Source organism: Streptomyces sp. NPDC030893 (genome assembly GCF_055571535.1).
Genome location: NZ_JBVIFC010000001.1, coordinates 675,779 through 698,474, shown reverse-complemented (window position 1 = coordinate 698,474; position 22,696 = coordinate 675,779). Strand labels below are relative to the sequence as shown.

Sequence of the window (22,696 nt, the reverse complement as noted above, 5' to 3'; positions counted from 1 at the left end):
TGGAAGGCACGACCATGGCGGGACCCGTCCTGGAAATGCGCTCGATCGTCAAGACCTTTCCCGGCGTCAAGGCGCTGTCGGACGTCACCCTGACCGTCCGGCGGGGCGAGGTCCACGCCATCTGCGGCGAGAACGGCGCCGGCAAGTCGACCCTGATGAAGGTCCTCTCCGGCGTCCATCCGCACGGCAGCTACGAAGGGGAGATCCTCTTCGAGGAGGAGCTCTGCCGGTTCAGGGACATCCGGGCCAGCGAACGGCACGGCATCGTGATCATCCACCAGGAACTGGCCCTGGTGCCCTATCTCTCCCTCGCCGAGAACATCTTCCTCGGCAACGAGCACGCCACCCGGGGCTTCATCAACTGGAACGAGACCCTCAGGCACGCCGCCGAACTGCTGCGCCGCGTGGGGCTGGACGAGCACCCCGAGACCCGCGTCGCCGACATCGGCGTGGGCAAGCAGCAGCTCGTGGAGATCGCCAAGGCGCTGTCGAAGAAGGTGAAGCTGCTCATCCTCGACGAGCCGACCGCGGCGCTCAACGACGAGGACAGCGGCAAACTCCTCGATCTGATCCTGCAGTTGAAGGACCAGGGCATCACCTCCATCATCATCTCCCACAAACTGAACGAGATCCGCAGGGTCGCCGATTCGGTGACGATCCTGCGCGACGGGAAGACCATCGAGACGCTCGACGTGAAGGCCCCCGCGACCAGCGAGGACCGGATCATCAGCGGCATGGTCGGCCGGGACCTGGAGCACCGCTTCCCCGAGCGGACCCCGCACCACCCCGAGGAGGGCACCGCCCCGGCCCTGGAGGTCCGCAACTGGACCGTGCACCACCCCATCGACCAGCAGCGCAAGGTCGTCGACGACGTGTCGCTGACGGTCCGGCGCGGCGAGATCGTCGGGATCGCCGGCCTGATGGGCGCCGGCCGCACCGAACTGGCGATGAGCGTCTTCGGCCGCACCTACGGCCGGCACGCGGACGGCACGGTCCTGAAGGACGGCCGGGAGATCCGTACGAGGACCGTCCCCGAGGCGGTCGGACACGGCATCGCGTACGTCACCGAGGACCGCAAGCACTACGGCCTGAACCTCATCGACACCGTCCACCGCAACATCTCGCTCAGCGCGCTCGGCAAGGTCGCCCGGCGCGGTGTGGTCGACGAGCACGAGGAACGGAAGGTCGCCGAGGGCTTCCGCGCCTCCATGAACATCAAGACGCCGACCGTGTTCGAACCGGTGGGCAAGTTGTCGGGCGGCAACCAGCAGAAGGTCGTGCTCAGCAAGTGGATCTTCGCCGGTCCCGATGTGCTGATCCTCGACGAGCCGACGCGCGGCATCGACGTCGGCGCCAAGTACGAGATCTACACGGTCATCGACCAGCTCGCCGCCCAGGGCAAGGCGGTCGTCTTCATCTCCTCCGAACTGCCCGAGCTGCTCGGCATGTGCGACCGCATCTACACGATGGCCGCGGGCCGGCTGACCGGTGAGTTCTCGCGGGCCGAGGCCTCCCAGGAAGCGCTGATGCGTCAGATGACGAAGGACAAAGAGGTGTCCCGATGAGCACAGTCACCGACAAGAACCCGGCAGCCGCGCCGCCGGGCGGGAACGGACCGGGCGGTGACGGCCTGCTCCGGCTGGTGCTGGACGGCATGCGCCGCAACATGCGGCAGTACGGCATGCTGTTCGCGCTCGGCCTGATCGTGGCGCTGTTCGCGGTGTGGACCGACGGCGACCTGCTGCTGCCGCGCAACGTGTCCAACCTGGTCGTGCAGAACAGCTACATCCTGATCCTCGCGATCGGCATGATGCTCGTCATCATCGCCGGCCACATCGACCTGTCGGTCGGCTCACTGACGGCGTTCGTCGGCGCGATGGCCGCCGTGTTCATGGTCAGGAACGACATACCGTGGCCGCTCGCCGTGGTGCTGTGCCTGCTGGTGGGCGCCGTCGCGGGCGCCGTCCAGGGCTGGTTCATCGCCTACGGCGGCATACCGTCGTTCATCGTGACCCTCGCGGGCATGCTGACCTTCCGCGGTCTCACCGAGATCTTCCTCGAGGGCCAGACCCTCGGCCCGTTCCCCGACGGCCTGCTGAAGGTCACCAACGGGTTCCTGCCCGAGACCGGCCCCGAGACGAACTACCACAATCTCACCCTGCTCCTCGGTCTGGCCCTGATCGCGCTGGTCGTGCTCCAGGAGGTCCGCGACCGCCGGCGCCAGCAGGAGTTCGCCCTCGAGGTCCTGCCCGCCAAGCTGTTCCTGCTGAAGCTCGTCGCGCTCTCCGCCGCCGTCCTCGTGGTGACGATGCTGCTGGCCAGCTACAAGGGCGCCCCGATCGTGCTGCTGATCCTCGGGGCGCTGCTCGTCGGCTTCGGCTACGTCATGCGCAACGCCGTCATCGGCCGCCACATCTACGCGATCGGCGGCAACCTGCCCGCGGCCAAGCTGTCGGGCGTGCGGGACAAGAAGGTCACCTTCCTGGTCTTCCTGAACATGGGCATGCTCGCGGCGCTGGCGGGTCTGGTCTTCGCCGCCCGCCTCAACGTGGCCTCGCCCAAGGCCGGCCTCAACTTCGAACTGGAGGCCATCGCCGCGGCGTTCATCGGCGGGGCGTCGATGAGCGGCGGGGTCGGCACGGTCCTCGGCGCGATCATCGGCGGCCTGGTCCTGGGCGTGCTGAACAACGGGATGAACCTCGTCGGCATCGGCAGCGACTGGCAGCAGGTCATCAAGGGCCTGGTGCTGCTGGCGGCGGTCGGCTTCGACGTGTGGAACAAGCGCAGGGTCGGCTCGTAGGCAGCCGGCCCCGACCGGCCGCCGGCCGACCTCCCTCCACCATCACATCTTCCTCACATGGAATGAACGGCGGGGCGCTCCGCTCCGTACTCCTCGGTGGCCCGTGCTCCCCCGCGCGGGCCACCCAGGCATGACGGGCCCGCGACGTCCCCGGCGGGCCCGCCGCACACGGAGGTTCCATGGCCGACAACGTCACCTCGTTGTTCCGCAGCACCGCGGCGCACAGTCCGTCGATGGCGGCGCTGACGCGGGAGAGCGACGGGGCCGGCCCGGTGGACTTCTGCATCCCCTGCAATCCGTACTTCCCCACCCCCGCCATGTTCGAGGACATGGCGGCCCGACTGCGCGACATCATCACGTACTACCCGAGCAGCGCCGACACCATCACCGCCGAACTGTGCAGCCTGCTCCGGCTGCCGCCGCAGTGCGTGGCGATGGGCAACGGGTCGACGGAGCTCATCACCTGGATCGACCACCTCCTGGTCCGCGAGTCCCTCGCCGTGCCCGTCCCCACCTTCGGCCGCTGGACCGACCAGCCCATGGAGACCGGCAAGCGGGTCGACATGTTCCCGCTCCAGGAGTCCGGCGGCTTCGCCCTCGACCTGGCGCAGTACGCGGAGTTCATCCGGGCGCGCGGCACCCGGGTCGCCGTCGTCTGCAACCCGAACAACCCCGACGGCGGCTTCCTCCACAAGCACGCGATCGTGCAGTTCATGGACGCGATGGCCGACCTCGACCTGGTGGTGATCGACGAGTCCTTCCTGGAGTTCGCCGACGCGGAGAACGAACCGAGCGTGGTGCAGGAGGCGATGCTGCGGCCCAACGTCATCGTGCTGCGCAGCCTCGGCAAGAACTTCGGCCTGCACGGCATCCGGTTCGGCTATCTGGTCGCCAACCCGGCGCTCGCGGGCCGGATCCGCTCCATGCTCCCCAAGTGGAACCTCAACTCCTTCGCCGAGCACGTGGTGTTCATGCTGAAGGAACACGGCGCCGAGTACGCCCAGAGCCTCCACCAGGTCCGCCGCGACCGGATGGACATGTCCGGCCAGCTCTCCTCGCTGCCCGGACTGACGGTCTACCCGTCCCAGGGGAACTTCCTCTTTGTGCGCCTGCCGGTGGGCGCCGAGGGGACCGTGGTCCGGGACCGGATGCTCACCGAGCACCGGATCCTGGTCCGTGAGTGCGGCAACAAGATCGGCTCGTCCAGCCGCTTCCTGCGTCTCGTGGTACGCCCCCAAGTGGACGTGCGTCGCCTGGTGTCCGGCCTGGAACAGGTGCTCTACGGGACGTCCAGGAGGGGAGCCGCCGTGCCCGAGCAGGCCACAGGGACCGGCTACAGCTCGGGTACGGCGGCGGTGGACCGTCTGGTGAGCGAGACCAACGGGTCGGGCATGCGGGGGCTCGCCGCTCAGGCCGCCGTCGCCGCCCCGGGGCTCGCCGCCGCTCCGGCCGCCGGCACCGGCATGCCGCTCCCCGCCGCCGCGTCCACCGTGACGGGGGACCCGGCCGGCGGGATGCCGGTGCCGGCCGCGGCGTCGATGGGGGCGGCCATGGGGGCTCAGGGCGTGTCTCAGGGCGTTCCCCCTGGCGCCCTTCAGGGCGTTCCGCAGCCCCTCGCCCAGCCCGCGCCCCAGCAGATGCCGCAGCCCGTTCCCCAGCCCGTTCCCCAGCCCGTTGCCCAGCCCGCGCCCCAGCAGTTCCCGGAGCCGGCCCCGCAGCCGCCCGCGCCGATGCCCGCGACGGCGTTCCCGGCACCCGCACCGGCCGCTCCGGTGCCGCCGCCCTCCGGTCTCACCCCGCCCGGCGTCCCGGCCCGCGGCGGCCTGACCGCCGCCCAGGTCAGGGGCACCGACGGCCTCTCCACGGCCCCGGCAACGGGCTGGCCCGGCGCACAGGCCGCGTGGCCCAGCGCGGCGGGCATGGGCCAGGCGGGCTGAGCCACCGGACGCCCGTCGGTTCCCCTGCTCCTCTACTCCTCTACTCCTCGGAGGAGGTGGCCGACGGGGTCGGGCAGGGGGAGCCGGGGTCGTCCGGGGAGGCCGTGGGGTCGGGCGACGGGGAGCCGGGCTCCGAGGAGCAGGGGTCCGGGTCGGTCGGCGAAGGGTCCGGGCCGGTCGGGTCCGGCGACGGATCCGGAGTGGCGGTGGGGGTCTCCTCGGGCGGATCCGAGGGCTCCTGGCTCGTCGGAGGGTCCGTCGGGGAGCCGCTGGGCCCCGGTGAGGGGGAGGTGGGACCCGGAGTGGGCGAGGAGGAGGGGCCCGGGGACGGCCGGGGCGGTCCTGAGCTGCCCGGAGCGCTCGGCTGCGGGCCGATGTCGATGCCGCCCCCTTCGCCCCCGCCTCCCTTCCCGCCGTCGACGGGTTCGGTCGCCGGGGTGTCGCCGCCCGCGCCGGGGCTCCGGGGGACGGCGCCCTTGCCGTCGGGGACGGTGTGGACTCCCCGGCTGTAGAACTCCAGCCAGTGTCGGACCAGTTCCAGGTAGGAACGGGAGCGGTTGTAGCTGAGGACCGCCCGCTCCAGGTCCGCCGGCCGGCCCAGGTCCCGGCCGCCCGCGCACAGGTAGTGCCCGGCCGCCCGCGCCGCGTCGAAGATGTTGTTCGGGTCGGCGCGGCCGTCGCCGTTGCCGTCCGCGCCCCAGCCGGCCCAGGTCGACGGCAGGAACTGCATCGGGCCCACCGCCCGGTCGTAGACCGTGTCGCCGTCGTGGGCTCCCCCGTCCGTGTCCCGGATCAGGGCGAAACCCCGGCCGTTGAGCGGCGGTCCGGTGATGCGGCCCCGGGTCGTACCGTCCCGGTCGACCGCGCCGCCTCGCGCGTGACCGGACTCGACCTTGCCGATCGCCGCGAGGAGCTCCCAGGACAGCCGGCAGCCGGGGTCCGTCCTGCCCACCGACGCCTCGGCGGCGCGGTAGGCGCGCAGCACGGTGGCCGGGATGCCCGACTGGACGCGGACGTCCCGTCCGAGCGCGGGGGAGGCCGACGCGATCTCCGGAGGCGCGAGCGGCGGGAGTTCGGTGTGGTACGAGCCGTCACCCGGTGGAGCGGGCTCGGCGTACGGGCCGCCCGCGGACGCCGGTCCCTCGTCGGCGGCCGGACCGGCATGGGCGTCCGTGGCGCCCTGGCCGAAGCCGGGCCCCTGGGAAGCGCTGAGGGCCGTCATGGCCGCCACGGCGAGGACGGTGGTGCGCAGTCCCCTGCGGGCCCGGCCGGAACGCAGGCGTCGGGCACGGCGTATGGACATGGTCGTCACTCCTGTCGGAACCGTCGGAGGTACGGCGAGATACGGGGAGGGGCTGGAGGTGCGGAACCTGCACGGGCGGGCGCGAGCGTCGCTACGAGCCGACGCGAGCCGGTACGGGCAGGTGCGGGGCGGTACAGGCGGGTGCGGACAGATGCGGGGCGGTGCGGTACGGGCGGGTGCGGACAGGTGCGGGGCGGTGCGGTATGGGTACAGCGCGGCGCGAGCCGGTACGGGCAGGTGCGGGGCGGTACGGGCAGGTGCGGGGCGGTTCGGGCAGGTGCGGGGCGGTTCGGGCGAGTGCGGGACGGTACAGGCGGGTGCGGACAGATGCGGGGCGGTGCGGTACGGGCGGGTGCGGGGCCGTGTAGGCGGGTGCGGGCAGGTGCAGCGCGGTGCGGTTCGGGCGGGTGCGGGGCCGTGTAGGCGGGTGCGGGCAGGTGCGGCGCGGTGCGGTACGGGCGGGTGCGGGCAGGTGCAGCGCGGTGCGGGCGGGTGTGGGGCGGTCGTGTGGTGTTCAGCGGCCGAAGGTGTCGATGGCGGAGACGAGCCAGCGTCCGTCGCGGTGCACGACGTCCACGGCGAGCATGGCCGCCGCGTACACGCCGTCGTCCTGCGCGGCCTTGTTCCCGGCGGTGGCGACGCTGCTCTGGTCCGCGTAGACGAGGACCCGGGCCCGGTCGCCGTCGATCCGCTCGACCGCCGTCTCGGTGACCGTCGTGGTGATGACCGCCTTCTGCTCGTCGGCTCGCGCACGGACGTCGGCGAGCAGGTCCTCGTGCTGGTCGGCGGCCTTCCCGGTCAGGAGGTCCTTCGCGGCCTTCTCGAGAGCGCCGGGTTCGGCGTGGTCGTAGGAGAAGAGCCGGTCGACGGCCTTGGCCGCCTGCCCCTTGATCTCACTGGTGCGGGCGAGGTCGGTCAGTGCGGTGTTGCTCCGCGCGGGTTCGGCGCGCAGTGCGCCGGCCTCCGCGTGCGCCCAGCCCGCGAAGGCGCCGAGGAGAACCGTCAGCGCACAGAGCAGCGCGGGCCCGAGGGGCCGGCGCGGGCGGGTTCGGACGGTCCTCCCCTTCCCGGGCGCGGCCGGCTCGGGCTTCCGCGACGCGGAGCGCGGGGGCGGCGCGTCCTCGGGAGACAGGACGGCCGTGCCGCGCGTACCGGTACGGCTTGCCGGACTCTCCGGGCTCCCGGTGGGCCGGAGCTCGCGGGCCTGACGGCGCCGCTGGCGGTTGATGTGGTGACGGGTCGTCGACATGGTGCGGTGTCCTCCTCGCTGCGGCCGGCTTCTGCGGTACGGGACCGGTCAGCCGGCCGGTGTGCCGCCCACGGGGGCCTGGCCCAGGGCGCTCAGCTTCCACCGGCCCTCGGTCCGGGTGAGCTCGCCGAGCATGCGGCTGTCCTTGTCGGTCCGCGCCCCGTCGGACGCCTTGACGGTGACGCGCAGGGCGACCAGCACCCGGGCGCGGCCGGCGCGGTCGTCGAGTTCGGTGACGGCGCCCGACAGCACCCGGGCGGTGCTGACCGTCTTCGCCTCCCTCACCTGCTCGGCGAACTCGGCTCGCCCGGACGACAGTTGCTCGTGCAGTTCGCCGGTCGTCGACGATTCCCAGAGGTCGAGTCCCCGGTTCAGGTCGCGGTGGTCGAGCGTGTTCAGGTTCTGCACGGCCTGCTCCCCGGCGGCGAGCGCCCGGTCCCGCTGCGCGGCGTACGCGGCCCGGTCGTCGTGGGCCGCCCGGTACCAGTCCTGGCCGGTCCACGCGGCGAAGCCGCCGGCGACGAGGGTCAGGGCCAGTGCCAGGGCCGGCAGCGGCCGGCAGCGGGTTCCGGTGAGGACGCGGACCGCGCTTCTCATGGGGTGCTCCAGTCTCCCGCGCATGGTCAGCGGGCCTTGATGTCGACGATCCGCCACCGGTCGTCCTCGAGCCGTGCCGTGACCGTGAGCTGGGCCGCCGCGGTGGTGACCTCGTCCTTGCCCCGGCGGGAGGTCTGGTCGAGGAAGACCAGCAGGCGGGCCCTGTCGCCGTCGAGTTCGACCACTCCGGTACGGACGGCCCGGGTGCTCAGGGTGACGCGCTGCTCGGCGAGGTCGTCGCGGACGCGGTCGAAGAGGGTCGCGTACTGGCGGGCGGCACGGCCGTCGAGGACGGTGCGTGCGGAGCGCTCGGCGGCCGCGGTGCCGTCCGGTGTGTAGGAGAAGACACGGGCGAGGGCGTTGCCGACCTCTCCGGCGACGCGGTGGGTGGCCTCGGTGTCGGTGAGCGCGCGGTTCTGGGCGGGCGCGGCCGACCTCAGCTGGTGGGCCGCGTGGAAGAACCCGCAGCCGCCCAGGACGAGGGCCGCGGCGGTCCCGGCCAGGACGGCCCGCCGCAGGCGCCGACCCGGCGGGCGGAGGGCGGGCGCGTCCCCGGACCCGCCCCCGGACTCGCCCTCGGGCCCGTCCTCCGCCCCGCCCGCGTGCACCGCCTCCGGCTCGTCCGCGGACCCTTCCCCGGACCCGTCCCCCCGACGCGGAGGCGTCTCCGCACCCGTGCCGGGCTCCGGTGAACCGGTGCCGCGCAGCAGTCGTGTCGGTGTCATCGGTCGCTGTCCTCCCTCTCCCCTTCCACCGGTACGGCGTTCAGTGCCCTCACCTTCCACTCGTCCTCGCCCGTGCGGGCCAGGACCGCCTCCAGGCGCTTGCGGTCGGTGGTCGGCTTCTTCGTCCCGGCGGGTGTGACCTCGACGCGGACGGTGGCGATGAGCTTGGCCGTGCCGGCGCGGGTGTCGAGCGCGGTGACGGCGGCCTCGGTGACCGTGCCGCGCGCCGAGGCCCCCGCCTCCGCCTCGGTGCCGGACAGCTCTTTGCGCAACGGCCCGGTGGAGACGTCGCGCCAGTCCCGGATGCTCCGCTCCGCCCGCTGCCGGGTGGAGGCCTCCAACGTGGTGAGCACGGCGATGCCCTCACGTCCGTCGGCGAGCGCCTCGTCCCGCTCCCGGCCGTACGCGAGCGCGTCGTCGGTGCGTGCCTGGGCGTACGTCCACGCGCCGGTGGCGCAGACGCCGAGGGCCAGCGCGAGGCCCGCAGAGGCGACGATCCCGGCCCGCCTCATCGCGTACCGCCGGTGGCCGGGGCGAGGATGCCCGTCAGGTCCCGCGGTGCCTCACCGCTCTGCCCGGGCAGGGCGAGGGCGCCGGGAAGCGCCGCGGCCCGGTTCCCCGCCGCCGTCCCGCTGCCCGAGGGCAGGGAGCCGGGCCTGGCCGGATCGGGCACCGGGCCGCCCTTCGGGGCGTTGGCCGAGCCGCGTACGTTCGCTCCTCCCGAGGCCGGTGCGGTGCAGGCCGCGCCGGTGTTGAGGGCGGGCGCGGTGCCGAGGTCGAGGCCGTTGCGGTAGCGCGTGGCGCCGTAGCCGGCCGTGCAGGGCAGGGGGTCGAAGAAGGTGACGGCCATGCCGAGGTTCAGCTTCCCTCCGTCGACGGCGGTGGCGCCGGCCGCGACGGCCGCCGGATACTTCACGAGGAGTTCCTCCATGCCGCGCTGCCGGGTGACGGCGACCTCGGCGGTGGTGAGAAGGTTGGCGAGCACGACGCCGAGGCTCGGGTCGAGGTCCCGCAGTACGCCGCTGACCTGGGTGGCGGCCTCGGGCGTGACGGCGAGGAGACGGCGCAGATCGGCGTCGGAGCCCTTGAGGGCACGGGCCAGTTCCTCCGCGCCCACCGCGAAGCCGCGGATCGCCTTGGCTTCCTGGGCCTGGGTGCGCAGGACGGTCTCGCCGTCGGTGATGAGCAGGGTGGTGGACGGCAGGGCCCGGTCCGCGGCCTCGACGAAGTCGCTGCCGCTGTCGAGCAGCACCTGGAGGTCGTCGCCGTGCCCTTCGAAGGCCTTGCCGAACTCGTCGACGACCGTGCGCAGGTCGTCCAGCGGGACGGAACTCACGAGGTCGTCGACGCTGGTGAGGACGTCGGTGACGGGTGCGGGCACCTGGGTGTCGGCCTGTTCGATGCGGGCGCCCTCGGCGAGGTAGGGGGAACCGTCGCTCTCCGGGCGCAGGTCGATGTACTGCTCGCCCACGGCGGAGAGTCCGGCGACCACGGCCTTGGTGTCGGCGGGGATACGGGGGGCGGACTTCTTGATCCGCAGTTCGGCGACGACACCGTCGGCGGTCAGGCCGATCGGGCCGACGCGGCCCACCGAGACGCCCCGGTAGGTGACGTCGGAGTGGGTGAACAGGCCGCCCGTACTCGGCAGTTGCACGTCCACGGTGTAGTAGTCGGCGACGCCCACGTACCGGCCGAGGTCGGCGTAGCGGATGCCGAGGAAGGAGAGGGCGAGGACGGCGATGAGGAGGAAGGCGAGGTTCTTCAGCCGTACGGCGAGGGTGATCACCCGCGCTCACCTCCGGACCCGGACACGGAGGGCAGCGGCAGCGGCGAAGAGCTCCCCGGCGGCGACGCGGACGACGACGGCGACCCGGAGGACGAGGCGGACGACGCCCCGGAGCCCGTCTCCCCGCCGTCGTCCTCCCCGGAGGACCGCTTCTTCCCCGCCGCATCCGTCCCGCCGCCCACCGTGAAGGTGGGGGAGGGGGAGGGCGAGGACGGGTCGTCGATCGGCGGGATCACCCGGGTCCCGGGCAGGGCGACCATGCTCAGATACGCGTTCAGGTAGTCGCCCTTCACCCCGCTCAGCACCTCGTCGGTGAACGGGTAGGTGAGCAGCACCTGGAGCGAGTCGGGCAGGTCCGCGCCGGCGTCGGCGAGCGCCTTCAGCGTCGGCGCGATGGCCTTGAGGTCGGCGATCATGTCGTCCTTGCTCGCGTCGATGGTGGAGACGGCGACGCCGGAGAGCGTGTCGAGGGAGCGCAGCATGGTCAGCAGGGAGCCGCGCTGTCTCTCCAGCGTCTTCAGTCCGGGCGAGAGGTCGGTGAGGACCGTTCCGACGTCGTCCTTGCGGTGGGCGAGGGTGGAGGAGAGCCGGTTGACGGCGTCGAGGGCGTCGGTGATGTCGCCCCGGTGGTCGTCGAGGTCGGTCACCAGGGTGTTGACCCGCTTCAGCATGGAGCGGACCTCGGGCTCCCGGCCGCCGAGCGCCGTGTTGAGTTCCCGGGTGATGGTCTTGAGCTGGTTGACGCCGCCGCCGTTGAGGAGCAGGGACAGCGCGCCGAACACCTCCTCCACCTCGGTGTTGCGGCTGGTCCGGGCCAGCGGGATGACGCTCCCGTCGGCCAGCCTGCCGCCGGTCCCCTCGGCGGGGGCGACGAGCTGGATGTACTTCTCGCCCAGCAGGCTGGACTGTTCGAGCCGCGCGGTCGCGTCGGCGGGGAGCGCGACGTCGCCGTTGATCTCCATGGTGACGCGGGCCGACCAGTCGTCGTCGCCGAGCTCGATGCCGGTGACCCGGCCGACGGCGACGTCGTTGACCCGTACCGCGGAGTGCGGGACCAGGCTGAGGACGTCGCCGAGTTCCGCGGTGACGGTGTAGGGGTCGTCGCCGAGGTCGGCGCCGCCGGGCAGCGGCAGGTCCTCGATGCCGTCGAAGCCGCGGGGCGCGGCGGCGACGCCGCCGACGGCGAGCGTGAAGCCGAGGCCGAGGGCGATCAGTCCGCCGACGGTGAGGCCGACGGCCCGGCCCGTGGTGAACGCGCCGCGTCCGAGCGTGGCGGCGACCCGTCCGGTGTTCCGTTCGCCGCGCTTCATCCCTCCCCCCTCCCGGAGGCCGCCGACGAGGCCCCGGTGACGGGCAGCGGCAGCAGTGGGCCGCCCATGCTGATCTCGTTGAGGTTGGCGCGGCCGTCGAGGGTGCGGGTGTCGGGGTTGTAGGCGTTCACGACGTTGCCCGCGGCCAGTGGTGCCACGTCCAGCGCCTCGGCCAGCGAGGCGCGTTGCTCGACCAGGGTCCGGGTGATGGGGGCGAGCCGGTCGACGTTCTTCTTCAGCTCGCCCCGGTTGTCCTCGATGAAGGTCTTGACCTGGCCGAGGGCCTTGCCGAGTTCCTCCAGCGCGCCGGTGAGGTCGTCCTTGTTGTCGGCGAAGAAGCCGACGACCTCGTCCAGGCGTTCCTGCGCGGTGCGCACGTCGGTGTCCTTCTCCTTCAGCATGGTGGTGAAGGTCTGGAGGCTGCCGAGCGTCCTGAACAGGTCGCCGCTGCCGCCGTCGAGGGTCTTGGCCGCCTTGCCGAACTCCTCGACGCTGTCGCCGATGGCCTCGCCGTTGCCGTCGAGGTTGTCGGCGCCGGTCCGCAGCAGCGCGGACAGGGCGCCCTCGGCGTTGGCGCCGTCCGGGCCGAGGGCCTTACCGAGTTCGGTGATCGAGTCGTAGATCCGGTCGATCTCGACGGGGATCCGGTTGCGCGCGGCGGGCAGTACGGCGCCGTCGGCGAGGGCGGGGCCCGTGCTGTGGGCTGGGGTGAGCTGCACGTAGCGGTCGGCGACGACGCTCGGCGCGACGACGACGGCCCGCGCGTCCTCGGGGACCTTCACCCCCTCGTCCAGGCGGAGGACCACGCGGACGGTGGTGCCTTCGGGCCGCACCGACTCCACCTCGCCGGCCCGTACGCCGAGGACGCGCAGGTCGGATCCGGCGTAGACGCCGATGGCGCGGTCGAAGTAGGCGGTGACGCGGATCCCGTCGGGGGCGAGGACCCTGGTGGCGACCAGGCCGCCGGCGGCGAGCACCACGAGGGCGAGCAGGCCGGTGAGGATCTTTCTGCGTCGGCTCATCACTCACCGCTCCCCTGGGCCGCCGCCGGCTGTTTCGGCGGCAGGCATCCGGTCTCGGGCTGGGAGGTCTCGGGCAGGTAGTCGCGGGGCACGACACCGCACAGGTAGCTGTCGAACCAGCGGCCGTTGCCCAGGGTGTTGCCGACCAGGCGGTAGTACGGGCCGACCAGTGCGAGGGTCTTGCCGAGCTGGGTGTTGTTCTTCTCCAGGACACCGGTCACCCGGCCGAGGGCCTTGAGGGTGGGTCCGAGCTGCTTCTCGTTGTCCTCGACGAGGCCGCCGAGTTCGGTGCCGAGATCCCGGCTGCCCTTGAGCAGGGCGCCGATGGCGGCGCGCCGGTCCTGCAGTTCGCCGAGCAGGGAGCCGCCGTCCTCGATGAGGGTCTCGAAGCTGGACTTCTTGTCCTCCAGCGTCTTGGTGAACCGGGCGCTGCCCTTGAGGAGCCGGGTGAGTTCGGCGTCCCGCTTGGAGACGGACCGGGACAGGTCGGACAGGCCGGTGGCGGCCTTGCTCACGTGGGGCGGGGAGTCCTTGAAGGTGTCGGAGATGGCCGCGAAGCTCTCCGCGAGCCTGCGGGTGTCGATGTCGTCGACGGTGCCGCTGAGGTCCTGGAACGCCTGGGTCACGTCGTAGGGGGAGGTGGTGCGGGTCAGCGGGATGCGGCTGCCGGGGTCCTGCCGGCCGGAGCCGAGCGGGTCGAGCGCCAGGTACTTGTCGCCGAGGACGGTCTTGATGGCGATGGCGGCGGTCGTCCGGTCGCCGAGCCAGGCGTCCTCGACCTCGAAGGAGACCTTCACCTTGGCGCCGTCGAGCGCGACGCCGGTGACCCGGCCGACCTTGACGCCGGCGATGCGCACCTCGTCGCCCTCGTCCAGGCCCGCCGCCTCGGAGAAGTCGGCGCTGTAGGCGGTGCCGCCGGTGAAGGGGAGCCGGTCGGCGCTGTAGGCGAGGCCGCCCAGCAGGGCGAGGAGGAGCAGGCCGGCGATGCCGACGGCGACGGGGTCGCGTTCCTTGACGGGTGTGATGCGGGGGCGTCTCATCCGCGGCACCTCGATTCGGTGATCGCGATACCGGTGGGCGGTTCGGAGCCGTCGGAGGTGGTCACTCCGCTCACGCGCGCCTCGCAGAGGTAGAGGTTGAACCACGATCCGTAGGAGGACAGTCGGGCCAGGGCGGTCATCTTGGCGGGGGTCCGCGCGAGGAAGTCCTCGATCTGCGGGGTGTGTGCGCCGAGGTTCTCCGAGAGCCGGCCCAGTTCGCGGATGTCCCGCTTGAGGGGTGCGCGTCCGTCCTTGAGGAGGCCGGCGGTGACGGTGGTCAGGTCGCCCATGGCGGCGACGGCCTTGCCGAGGGGTTTGCGGTCCTGGTCGAAGCCGGTGACGAGCTTCCGCAGGGTGACGACGAGGTCGTCGAAGCCGTCCTCGCGGTCGTTGAGGGTGTCCAGGACGGTGGTGAGGTTGCCGACGACCTGGCCGATCACCTTGTCCTTGGCGGCGACGGTCGTGCTGAGCGAGCCGATGTGGCGGATCAGGCTGTCGACGGTTGCTCCCTCGCCCTGGAGCACCTGCACGATCGATCCGGCGAGTTCGTTGACGTCCTTGGGGGAGAGTCCTTCGAACAGCGGCTTGAAGCCGTTGAAGAGCAGCGTCAGGTCGAGCGCGGGTGTGGTGCGCTCCAGCGGGACGGTGCCGCCCTCCTCCAGGGTGCCGCTGAGGTCGCCGCTGCCGCGGCCGAGGGAGACGTAGCGCTGGCCGACCATGTTGAGGTACTTCACGGCGGCGGTGGTCGACCGGGGCAGCCTGCGGTCGTCGCGGACGGTGAAGGTGACCTGGGCGGTGCGCCGTTGGACGACCCGTACGTCGGTCACCTCGCCGACGCTCACCCCGGAGATCCGTACGCTGTCCCCTTCCATGAGGCCGGTGACGTCGGTGAACAGGGCCTTGTAGGTGGTGCCGCCGGTGCCGGCTCCCGCGCCGCCGCCCGCGACGCCGAGGCCGAGCAGGGTCGTGGCGAGGGCGGTGACCACCACGAAGACGAGGGACTTGAGCACCGGCCCGGTCAGCGGGCGGCGCCGGGTGTGCGCGTTGTCGGCGCCGGTCATCCGAGGGTCACCTCCGTACCGCGGTAGACGGGGCCGACGAGCAGGCTGCTCCAGTCGGGCAGGTCGCCGGGGCTCTCACCGGCGGCGGGGGCGAGCAGTTCGTTGACGAGGTCGTTCTCCTGCGGGGAGTTGGCCGGTCCGAGGTCCTGGGCGGCCGCGGCGGAGGCGGCCGGCGCGGTGGGCCGGGGCAGCGAGCCGACGTAGGGCACGGTGGGGCAGCGGGGTCCGCCGCCGGAGTCGTAGACCGGGGTGTCGCGGCCGGGGCGGTAGGCGCCGCGCGCGGCGACGGAGGTGACGTCGACGTGGACGCCGGGACGGCCGGTGCCCTTGCCGAGCGCCTTGTCCATGGCCGGCACGAACTCGGCGAGGGTGCGCAGGGTGCAGGGGAAGGCCGAGGAGTACTCGGCGAGCAGTTCCAGGGTGGGCCGGCCGGCGGCGGAGAGCCGGATGAGGTTGCCCTCGTTCCTGCGCAGGAAGGCCGTCATGTCCTCGGCCGTCCGGGTCGTGGCGCCGAGGGTGCCGGCGAGTTCGGCCTCCTTCTGGGCGAGGGTGCCGCTGGTGGTGGTGAAGTCGGTGAGCGCCGTGATGATGTCGGGCGCGGCGTCCGCGTAGACATGGCTGACCTTCACGAGTTCCCTGAGGTCTCGGTTGAGGGCGGGCAGGTGGGGGTTGAACTCCGCCAGGTGCCGGTCCAGCAGGCTCAGCGTCTCGCCGAGTCTGCCTCCGCGCCCTTCCAGGGCCTGCGAGACGGCCGACAGGGTCGCGGAGAGCTTCTGCGGCTGGACGGCGGTGAGCATCGGCAGGACGTTGTCGAGCACCTGCTGGAGTTCGATGGCGTTGGCGGAGCGGTCCTGGGGGACGACGGCTCCGGCGGCCAGCGGCCGGGGCGAGGGGTTCTCGGGCGGTACGAGGGCCACGAACCGCTCGCCGAACAGGGTGGTCGGCAGCATCTGCGCGCGTACGTCGGAGGGTACGTCGTCCAGCGCGCCGGGCTTCATGGCGAGGGTGAGCCGGGCCCCGTCGCCGGTGGCGTCGATGGAGCGGACCTCGCCGACGACGACGCCGCGCAGTTTCACCTCGGCGCCGGGGTGCATCTGGTTGCCGGCGCTGCCGGTCTCGACGACCACCGGATCGGAGTCGGTGAACTTCTTGTCGTAGACGGCGACGGCCAGCCAGATCAGCAGGGCGGGCACCAGCACGAACACCACTCCGGCGAGCCGGTGGCGCAGCCTCCGTCCTCGTGATGCGCTCATCTCACCCCGCCACCTTCACGGTCGTGGTCGCGCCCCACAGGGCCAGCGACAGGAAGAAGTCGGTGACGCTGATCAGCACGATGGCGTTGCGCACCGAGCGGCCGACGGCGACGCCGACGCCGGCCGGTCCGCCCGAGGCGCGGAATCCGTAGTAGCAGTGGGCGAGGATCACCATCACGCTGAAGATCAGCACCTTCAGTACGGAGAGCAGCACGTCCGTCGGGGAGAGGAAGAGGTTGAAGTAGTGGTCGTACGTCCCCCGGGACTGTCCGTTGAACAGGACGGTCACGTAGCGGGAGGCGAGGTAGGAGGAGAGCAGCCCGATCGCGTAGAGCGGGACGATGGCGACGACGCCGGCGATGATGCGGGTGGTGACCAGGTAGGGCATGGAGCGGATGCCCATGCCCTCCAGTGCGTCGACCTCCTCGTTGATGCGCATGGCGCCGAGCTGGGCGGTGAAGCCGGCGCCGACGGTGGCGGAGAGGGCGAGTCCGGCGACGAGGGGGGCGATCTCGCGGGTGTTGAAGTAGGCGGAGACGAACCCTGTGAACGCGGCGGTGCCGATCTGGTCGAGGGCCGCGTAGCCCTGGAGTCCGACGACGGTGCCGGTGAACAGCGTCATCGCGATCATCACGCCGATGGTGCCGCCGATGACGCCGAGGCCGCCGGAGCCGAAGGCCACCTCGGCGAGGAGGCGCTGCACCTCCCTGAGGTAGCGGCGCAGGGTCCGCGGGATCCACAGCAGGGCCCGTAGGTAGAACAGCAGTTGGTCGCCGGAGCGGTCGAGCAGGGCGAGCGGGGAGGCCATCGGACCTCAGCCTCCCTTCGGCGGGACGATCTGGAGGTAGACGGCCGTCATCACCATGTTGACGAAGAAGAGCAGGAGGAAGGTGATGACGACGGACTGGTTGACGGCGTCGCCGACCCCCTTGGGGCCGCCGCGCGGGTTGAGGCCCCGGTAGGCGGCGACGATGCCCGCGATGAACCCGAAGACCAGCGCCTTGAGTTCGCTGATGTACAGGTCGGGCAGCTGGGCGAGGGCGGAGAAGCTGGAGAGGTAGGCGCCGGGGGTGCCGCCCTGCATGACGACGTTGAAGAAGTAGCCGCCGAGGATGCCGACGACGGAGACCAGTCCGTTGAGCAGGACCGCGACGCCCATGGCGGCCAGCACCCGGGGCACGACCAGTCGCTGCACCGGCGAGACGCCCATGACCTCCATGGCGTCGAGTTCCTCGCGGATCTTGCGGGAGCCGAGGTCGGCGCAGATGGCCGAGCCGCCGGCGCCGGCGATCAGCAGGGCGACGATGAGCGGGCTCGCCTGCTGGACCACGGCGAGGACGCTGGCGCCTCCGGTGAACGACTGGGCGCCCAACTGCTGGGTCAGGGAGCCGACCTGGAGGGCGATGACGGCGCCGAAGGGAATCGAGACGAGGGCGGCGGGCAGGATGGTCACGCTCGCGAGGAACCAGAACTGCTCGACGAACTCCCGGAACTGGAAGGGTCTTCGGAAGACGGCGCGGCTGACTTCGGCGGCGAGCGCGAAGAGCCGGCCGGTCTGCCGCAGCGCACCGGTGATCATGCGCCGCTCCCGGGGGCGGGCATCGTCAGGGTGGTCGCCCGGGCGTGGTTCGCGTAGGTGTCCCGGATGGCGGAGCGCGCGGCGGGCGGCAACGAGTCGATCATGCCCATGACACGTTCGTGCCGTCGGGCGACGGCCCGGCGCGCCGGGAGGCCGGGCGAGGGCTCCAGCTGCGGGACGATCACCCGGGGCGCGGCGGGGGCGGCGTTCGCCTCGGCGGCGAGGGCGGCCGCGTCCTTCTCCTCGGACATCCCGATGGGCCCCTCGCGCCGGCCGCCGAGGAACTGGGAGACGACCGGCTCGTCGCTGGTGAGCAGCACCTCGCGCGGACCGAAGGCGACGAGCTCGCGCCGGAAGAGCATCCCCATGTTGTCGGGCACGGTGGCGGCGATGTCGAGGTTGTGGGTGACGATCAGCATCGTCGCGTCGATCTGCGCGTTCAGGTCGATCAGCAGCTGGGAGAGGTAGGCGGTGCGGACCGGGTCGAGTCCGGAGTCCGGTTCGTCGCACAGGATGATCTGCGGGTCGAGCACGAGCGCGCGGGCCAGGCCGGCCCGCTTGCGCATGCCTCCGCTGATCTCTCCCGGAAGCTTGCCCTCCGCGCCCAGCAGCCCGACGACCTCGATCCGCTCCATGACGATACGGCGGATCTCCGACTCCTTCTTGCGGGTGTGCTCACGCAGCGGGAAGGCGATGTTGTCGAAAAGGGACATGGACCCGAAGAGGGCTCCGTCCTGAAACATGAGACCGAACAATTTACGGGTCTCGTAGATATCCCTTTCCGGACTGTTCACCATGTCCACTCCGTCGATGAGGACACGGCCCTTCTCGGGTTTCAGCAACCCTATGAGCGACTTCAGGAAAACGGTCTTCCCGGTGCCGGACGGGCCCAGCATCACACTGACCTCTCCGGCGGGAAGAGTGAGTGACACGTCCCGCCAGATGCTCTGCTTACCGAAAGACTTGGTCAGGCCCTCGACCACTACTTCGATTCCCATATCACCTCCAGCGGACGTCCATCGAATACGCGTTGCGGGCGCACGTTAAGTCGGTGCAGAGCCCATCGACAATGGGTGCGGCACCGGATCCGCGCCGGCTCCCCGGAACTTGTCACCGCGCAGACAACACCGCGCCCCCGCGCTTGTCTCCGGGGAGACAGGCGGGGTCTCGCCGCTCCGGGGGGTGTGGAGGCGGGCGAGACCCCGCCGACGAACGCCCGAACCGAGGAAGGGTGGGCCGGAAAACGTCCGTCGCGGTTCCGGCCGACGGGGGCCACCGGCCTGGAACCGAGCACCGCACCGGCACGTTACGGCCGAGTAACCTCGGCGGGCAACACCGGAATCCGAGTTTTCCGGGATACCGACTTCGGCCATCCGAAATTTGTCAGAAAGAGCGCAACACGACCTCGGAACCTTGTCAGCCGGTGAGCATCACGGCTCGAAGGGGAAGGCGGCGGGAGCGGACCGCCGTACCTCGGCAGCACCTTTCGTCCTTGGCGGCACCTGAGTAAGGTGAACCGCGGACCACTCACCCCGGAAACAGCTTGTTCCGCTTTTGAAAGAATCATGGACCGCCGCATTGTTCGGCCAAGTTTACCGCCGGTAACGTCACGGCTCACGGACAGGCCGTGTCCGGCCGCGGGCCGTACATCCGCTGCATCTCCCCCGTCGGCCACGGCCCGTCTCCGCCGGCCAACCCTCAAGGAGATTCCCGAGCCATGAAGAAGACCCTCAGAAGGACCGCCGTCGTGGCGGGTGCGGCCACGGCCGCTTTCGGCCTCGCCCTCTCCCCCGCCTCGGCGGTGCCGTCCACGACGTGGACCGTCACCCCGTCGGGCAGCTACACGGCGACGAACAGCGGCAACATCGTGCTGACCGCGACGATCCCGATGACGTGCACGACCTCGGGCGCCTCGGGCACCATGGCGAGCAACACCGGCAACCCGGCCCAGGTCGCCACCATCAACGCCATCAACTTCGGCACCGCCGCCACGCCGTGCACCAGCGTCCTGGGCAACGTCAGCACCGTGCCGGTCACCCCCTGGTCCGTCGTCGCGCAGGACTACACCGCCTCGACCGGCGTCACCAAGGGCTACGTCGGGAACGTCACGGCCAACGTGACCGCCGGCATCTGCACGTTCACGGTGAAGGGCAAGGCCTCGGCCACCTACACCAACTCCACCGGCATCCTGGCCGTCAACAGCGTCGCCGGCGAACTGGTCGTCAGCAACCCGGTGAACTGCGGCTCGATCATCACGACCGCCACCAAGCCCCTCTTCAAGGGCAACTACGCCATCAAGGCGTCGAACGGCGCCATCCCGAAGATCGTCGGCACCAACCCGTAAGGCGCCACCGCCCGCGAATGCCCGGCCGGCACCCCCGGCCGGGCGTTCGCGGGCCACCCGCGCCCGAGCCCACCGGTGCCGGCCGCCGGTCCCCGATTCCGACCGCCCTGAACGGAGCAGCATTGAGAGGCAGCCGTACCGCCGCATCGCGTCCCTCCCGGGTCCGCGCCCGGAGCGCGGCGATCGCCGCGTTCGTCGTGCTGGCCGCCATGGTCCCGGCCGCGGCCTCCGCCGCGGGCGCCCAGGAGATCGACGCCGCATTGCCCTACGTCTGCGACCTCCCCTCGGGGGAGCGCGCCGCGACGGTACGGATCTCGGCGGAGTTCCCGGACCGGGCGGCACGGGGCGAGCCGGTCTCACCCACCGGTGTCACCACCACCGTGGAACTCCCGGCCGAGGCGGTCGCGGACCTCACGGCCCTCGAGGCGACCACCGCGCAGGCCGGCACCCGGCTCACCGTCGGCGTCACCCAGGACAAGGCCACGGCGGAGGCGATCTGGCACGGTACCTCGCGGCCGGTCGACCTTCCCGGATCGGGACCGCTGACGCTGACCGCGACGGGCGACGTGCCGTCGGTGACCGGACGGGGCGAGGGCGATCTGAGGTTCTCCGCCGGGGACCTCGCCCTCGATCTGGCGCTCGGCGGGGCGGACGGGACCGCCACCGGTCCCGGGACGCTGACCGTCGCGTGCTCCCTCGCGGGGAACACGCCTGAGGACGGGCTGCTGGCAGCCGTGCCGGTCGGTACGGACGCGGCGGCGCCGAGCGGCTCGCCGTCCTCGCCCGGCACCTCCTCCGGAACGCCGGGACCGTCCTCCGGGACACCTGGGGACCGGCAGGGGGACCGGGCACCGGAGGTGGCGCAGGACCGGGCCGACTCCGCGTCGGACCGCGAGGCACCGTTCTGCGGCTACACCGAGGAGAACCCGTCCCAGCCCCAGTCGATGGCCGCGTACATCACCGGCTACAGCAACGTGAAGAAGCAGAAGGGCGCTTCGCACCTGCCGGTGAGCTGCGTACTGCTCGAGACGAAGGAGATGCTCGCCGAACCGGACGAGAACGGCAATTTGGTCGTGACGATCAAAGCCGAGGGCGAGCTGTACCACGAGGGGCGCATGCGGACGCCCCCCTTCCGATCCACCTTCCTCGCCTTCGGGTTCGTTCCGACGACAGCCACCATGGTGCTGGAACAGACCGGTCCGATGACCATCCGCTTCGACACCGTCTACGTGCCGGACGGCCTGGAGGCGGAGACCTTCGTCCGGGTCCCGCTGAGACTCCGGGTGCTCGGTCTCGAGGTCAACGGCGCCCCCCTGGACGTCGGCACCGACTGCCGGACGGAGACGTCGCTCCGCTCCACCGAACCGGACCCCGCGAACCATCCCGGCGACCACCTGGTCATGTACGGAAAGGGCGAGCACAAGCTCCCCGCGGACGCCACCGGCTACATGCTCCTCTCGGGCGGCCCGCTGACCGGCGAGGCGACCATCCCCGCCTTCACCGGATGCGGCAGCGGCGGCGAGGACCTCGACCGCCTCCTCACCGCCTCCGTCTCCGGTCCCGGCAACCACATCAAGCAGATACAGGGTCAGACGTGCTCGGTGCAGGTGCCCAACCCCAATGAGTGCACCGACGACCTCCAGCCTCTCAAGATCCCCGTTGCCGAGCGCTGAGCCGCACCCCCTCCCTCCTCCACGGAAGGCCACCACCCATGCCTCTGCTCACCACCCGCACCAGGATCGCCACCGTCTCCGCCCTGACCGCGCTCGGCGCCCTCGCCTCCCTGGGCACCGCCACCGCCGCCGACCCCACGCTCAACGGCGAGTGGGGTCCCTTCACCCGCTGCCCCGTGGACGCCCCGGCGATGCTGGCCGCCGACGGCTTCGCCCGGACCCCGCAGTGCGTGGTCTCCACCTCCGCCAGCGGCACCATCAAGCTGGGCAAGACCACCGTGGTCACGGGCCGGACGAACCTCCAGATCGGCGTCGTCCAGAACGCGGACGGCACCAGCAGCGTCGTCGCCCCGCCCTCCGGCGCGCTCGACGCCGAGTCCGCCACCGTGCCCGGCGGTCTGCTCGGCATGATGTGCCCGAGCGACATACCGGTGATCACGAGCATCTGCAGGACGCTGGAGAACTCCAGCCTCAACAAGATCACCGCGACCATGGAGTCCGTCGGCGCCCCCTACGCCTTCGACCAGACCGCGGGCGTCCTGACGGACATGCCCATCATCGCCCTCCCGGTCCGCATCCACCTGGAGAACCCGCTCCTGGGCAGCAAGTGCTACATCGGAACGGCCGCCGACCCCATCCTCCTGCGCCCGCGGAACCTCGACTACCCGGACTTCGGGATGACCTTCTTCCAGGGCGACGGCACCCTCGACGACGCCGGCGAGATGAGCCGGATCAACCTCACCGGCGCCACCCAGAACGACAGCACCTTCGCGGTCCCCGGCGCCACCGGCTGCGGCCTGAACGTCGGACTCATCAATCTGGCGGTCAACGCGAAGACCGGGCTGCCTTCCGCCTCCGGCGAGAACAGCCTCACGCTCGACGACACCCAAACCCACCTCACCGGCCTCAACGCACCCGGCACCGCGGCCCCCCGCGCCGGCGAGGTCCTGGCGGAGAACTGGCACTCCGCCACCGGGTGACGCCCTCCGGCCCGGCGCCGCACGGCCTGCCCGGGAA

Annotated in this window: 20 protein-coding genes; 6 read left to right on the top strand and 14 right to left on the bottom strand. The window is 71.7% G+C overall.

Annotation, left to right across the window (positions count from 1 at the left end; all coding sequences use genetic code 11):
* Window positions 1-14: 14 nt before the first annotated feature.
* From mmsA to ACZ434_RS03035, 3 genes are all read left to right on the top strand, one after another.
* Entirely contained in the window at window positions 15-1,565 is a 1,551-nt protein-coding gene (mmsA, locus tag ACZ434_RS03045; RefSeq protein ID WP_468451149.1) for a multiple monosaccharide ABC transporter ATP-binding protein, read from the top strand.
* Complete coding sequence (gene mmsB, locus ACZ434_RS03040; RefSeq protein WP_468451147.1) at window positions 1,562-2,800, top strand: multiple monosaccharide ABC transporter permease; 1,239 nt, start codon at window positions 1,562-1,564, stop codon at window positions 2,798-2,800. Before mmsA ends, mmsB begins: the two co-directional genes overlap by 4 nt.
* Window positions 2,801-2,979: 179 nt before the next feature.
* Window positions 2,980-4,737, top strand: a complete 1,758-nt coding sequence (locus tag ACZ434_RS03035) for a pyridoxal phosphate-dependent aminotransferase (RefSeq protein ID WP_468451145.1) — start codon at window positions 2,980-2,982, stop codon at window positions 4,735-4,737.
* A 40-nt stretch (window positions 4,738-4,777) separates the two neighbouring features.
* Here ACZ434_RS03035 and ACZ434_RS03030 read toward each other — a convergent pair whose 3' ends face one another.
* The 14 genes from ACZ434_RS03030 to ACZ434_RS02965 form a co-directional block, all read right to left on the bottom strand.
* Complete coding sequence (locus ACZ434_RS03030; RefSeq protein WP_468451143.1) at window positions 4,778-6,040, bottom strand: lytic transglycosylase domain-containing protein; 1,263 nt, start codon at window positions 6,038-6,040, stop codon at window positions 4,778-4,780.
* 514 nt (window positions 6,041-6,554) lie between these two features.
* On the bottom strand, window positions 6,555-7,289 hold the full coding sequence (locus ACZ434_RS03025; protein WP_468451141.1) for a hypothetical protein: 735 nt from the start codon (window positions 7,287-7,289) through the stop codon (window positions 6,555-6,557).
* Between the two features lie 48 nt (window positions 7,290-7,337).
* Entirely contained in the window at window positions 7,338-7,886 is a 549-nt protein-coding gene (locus tag ACZ434_RS03020; protein WP_468451139.1) for a nuclear transport factor 2 family protein, read from the bottom strand.
* A 26-nt stretch (window positions 7,887-7,912) separates the two neighbouring features.
* Window positions 7,913-8,611, bottom strand: coding sequence for a hypothetical protein (locus ACZ434_RS03015; RefSeq protein ID WP_468451137.1), 699 nt, complete (start codon window positions 8,609-8,611; stop codon window positions 7,913-7,915).
* Window positions 8,608-9,123 carry a hypothetical protein gene (locus tag ACZ434_RS03010; protein ID WP_468451135.1) on the bottom strand — a complete coding sequence of 172 codons (516 nt, stop codon included), beginning with the start codon at window positions 9,121-9,123 and terminating at the stop codon, window positions 8,608-8,610. Before ACZ434_RS03010 ends, ACZ434_RS03015 begins: the two co-directional genes overlap by 4 nt.
* The gene (locus ACZ434_RS03005) at window positions 9,120-10,397 is read right to left on the bottom strand and encodes an MCE family protein (protein ID WP_468451133.1); all 1,278 of its coding nucleotides are present in this window, start codon (window positions 10,395-10,397) and stop codon (window positions 9,120-9,122) included. The genes ACZ434_RS03010 and ACZ434_RS03005 overlap by 4 nt, the downstream gene beginning before the upstream one ends.
* A complete protein-coding gene (locus tag ACZ434_RS03000; protein WP_468451131.1) occupies window positions 10,394-11,707 on the bottom strand; it encodes an MCE family protein in 1,314 nt (437 codons plus the stop codon). Before ACZ434_RS03000 ends, ACZ434_RS03005 begins: the two co-directional genes overlap by 4 nt.
* The gene (locus ACZ434_RS02995; RefSeq protein WP_468451129.1) at window positions 11,704-12,729 is read right to left on the bottom strand and encodes an MCE family protein; all 1,026 of its coding nucleotides are present in this window, start codon (window positions 12,727-12,729) and stop codon (window positions 11,704-11,706) included. Before ACZ434_RS02995 ends, ACZ434_RS03000 begins: the two co-directional genes overlap by 4 nt.
* Window positions 12,729-13,769 (bottom strand): MCE family protein, encoded by a 1,041-nt coding sequence (locus ACZ434_RS02990; RefSeq protein ID WP_468451128.1) that lies wholly within the window; start codon window positions 13,767-13,769, stop codon window positions 12,729-12,731. Before ACZ434_RS02990 ends, ACZ434_RS02995 begins: the two co-directional genes overlap by 1 nt.
* Window positions 13,766-14,830, bottom strand: coding sequence for an MCE family protein (locus tag ACZ434_RS02985; protein ID WP_468451126.1), 1,065 nt, complete (start codon window positions 14,828-14,830; stop codon window positions 13,766-13,768). Before ACZ434_RS02985 ends, ACZ434_RS02990 begins: the two co-directional genes overlap by 4 nt.
* Window positions 14,827-16,083, bottom strand: a complete 1,257-nt coding sequence (locus tag ACZ434_RS02980; RefSeq protein WP_468451124.1) for an MCE family protein — start codon at window positions 16,081-16,083, stop codon at window positions 14,827-14,829. The genes ACZ434_RS02985 and ACZ434_RS02980 overlap by 4 nt, the downstream gene beginning before the upstream one ends.
* Window position 16,084: 1 nt before the next feature.
* Window positions 16,085-16,891 (bottom strand): MlaE family ABC transporter permease, encoded by an 807-nt coding sequence (locus tag ACZ434_RS02975; protein WP_468451121.1) that lies wholly within the window; start codon window positions 16,889-16,891, stop codon window positions 16,085-16,087.
* Window positions 16,892-16,897: 6 nt separating this feature from the next.
* Window positions 16,898-17,662 (bottom strand): MlaE family ABC transporter permease, encoded by a 765-nt coding sequence (locus ACZ434_RS02970; RefSeq protein WP_468451119.1) that lies wholly within the window; start codon window positions 17,660-17,662, stop codon window positions 16,898-16,900.
* Complete coding sequence (locus tag ACZ434_RS02965; RefSeq protein WP_468451117.1) at window positions 17,659-18,660, bottom strand: ABC transporter ATP-binding protein; 1,002 nt, start codon at window positions 18,658-18,660, stop codon at window positions 17,659-17,661. The genes ACZ434_RS02970 and ACZ434_RS02965 overlap by 4 nt, the downstream gene beginning before the upstream one ends.
* Before the next feature lie 719 nt (window positions 18,661-19,379).
* Here ACZ434_RS02965 and ACZ434_RS02960 point away from each other — a divergent pair.
* The 3 genes from ACZ434_RS02960 (at window position 19,380) to ACZ434_RS02950 (ending at window position 22,659) form a co-directional block, all read left to right on the top strand.
* Window positions 19,380-20,006 carry a hypothetical protein gene (locus tag ACZ434_RS02960; RefSeq protein WP_468451115.1) on the top strand — a complete coding sequence of 209 codons (627 nt, stop codon included), beginning with the start codon at window positions 19,380-19,382 and terminating at the stop codon, window positions 20,004-20,006.
* Window positions 20,007-20,128: 122 nt separating this feature from the next.
* Window positions 20,129-21,679, top strand: a complete 1,551-nt coding sequence (locus ACZ434_RS02955) for a DUF6801 domain-containing protein (RefSeq protein WP_468451113.1) — start codon at window positions 20,129-20,131, stop codon at window positions 21,677-21,679.
* A 38-nt stretch (window positions 21,680-21,717) separates the two neighbouring features.
* Window positions 21,718-22,659: a hypothetical protein gene (locus ACZ434_RS02950; RefSeq protein WP_468451111.1), complete on the top strand. Its 942-nt coding sequence runs from the start codon at window positions 21,718-21,720 to the stop codon at window positions 22,657-22,659.
* The last annotated feature ends 37 nt before the right edge of the window (window positions 22,660-22,696 follow it).

Bases quoted from the DNA above. Each gene is read 5' to 3' on its own strand.
- ACZ434_RS02960 (WP_468451115.1), top strand. From the start codon at position 19,380: ATGAAGAAGACCCTCAGAAGGACCGCCGTCGTGGCGGGTGCGGCCACG.
- ACZ434_RS02980 (WP_468451124.1), bottom strand. From the start codon at position 16,083: ATGAGCGCATCACGAGGACGGAGGCTGCGCCACCGGCTCGCCGGAGTG.
- ACZ434_RS03020 (WP_468451139.1), bottom strand. From the start codon at position 7,886: ATGAGAAGCGCGGTCCGCGTCCTCACCGGAACCCGCTGCCGGCCGCTG.
- ACZ434_RS03000 (WP_468451131.1), bottom strand. From the start codon at position 11,707: ATGAAGCGCGGCGAACGGAACACCGGACGGGTCGCCGCCACGCTCGGA.
- ACZ434_RS02970 (WP_468451119.1), bottom strand. From the start codon at position 17,662: ATGATCACCGGTGCGCTGCGGCAGACCGGCCGGCTCTTCGCGCTCGCC.
- ACZ434_RS03025 (WP_468451141.1), bottom strand. From the start codon at position 7,289: ATGTCGACGACCCGTCACCACATCAACCGCCAGCGGCGCCGTCAGGCC.
- ACZ434_RS02950 (WP_468451111.1), top strand. From the start codon at position 21,718: ATGCCTCTGCTCACCACCCGCACCAGGATCGCCACCGTCTCCGCCCTG.
- ACZ434_RS02965 (WP_468451117.1), bottom strand. From the start codon at position 18,660: ATGGGAATCGAAGTAGTGGTCGAGGGCCTGACCAAGTCTTTCGGTAAG.
- ACZ434_RS02995 (WP_468451129.1), bottom strand. From the start codon at position 12,729: ATGAGCCGACGCAGAAAGATCCTCACCGGCCTGCTCGCCCTCGTGGTG.
- ACZ434_RS03030 (WP_468451143.1), bottom strand. From the start codon at position 6,040: ATGTCCATACGCCGTGCCCGACGCCTGCGTTCCGGCCGGGCCCGCAGG.
- ACZ434_RS03010 (WP_468451135.1), bottom strand. From the start codon at position 9,123: ATGAGGCGGGCCGGGATCGTCGCCTCTGCGGGCCTCGCGCTGGCCCTC.
- ACZ434_RS02975 (WP_468451121.1), bottom strand. From the start codon at position 16,891: ATGGCCTCCCCGCTCGCCCTGCTCGACCGCTCCGGCGACCAACTGCTG.
- ACZ434_RS02985 (WP_468451126.1), bottom strand. From the start codon at position 14,830: ATGACCGGCGCCGACAACGCGCACACCCGGCGCCGCCCGCTGACCGGG.
- mmsB (WP_468451147.1), top strand. From the start codon at position 1,562: ATGAGCACAGTCACCGACAAGAACCCGGCAGCCGCGCCGCCGGGCGGG.
- ACZ434_RS03035 (WP_468451145.1), top strand. From the start codon at position 2,980: ATGGCCGACAACGTCACCTCGTTGTTCCGCAGCACCGCGGCGCACAGT.
- ACZ434_RS03015 (WP_468451137.1), bottom strand. From the start codon at position 8,611: ATGACACCGACACGACTGCTGCGCGGCACCGGTTCACCGGAGCCCGGC.
- ACZ434_RS02990 (WP_468451128.1), bottom strand. From the start codon at position 13,769: ATGAGACGCCCCCGCATCACACCCGTCAAGGAACGCGACCCCGTCGCC.
- mmsA (WP_468451149.1), top strand. From the start codon at position 15: ATGGCGGGACCCGTCCTGGAAATGCGCTCGATCGTCAAGACCTTTCCC.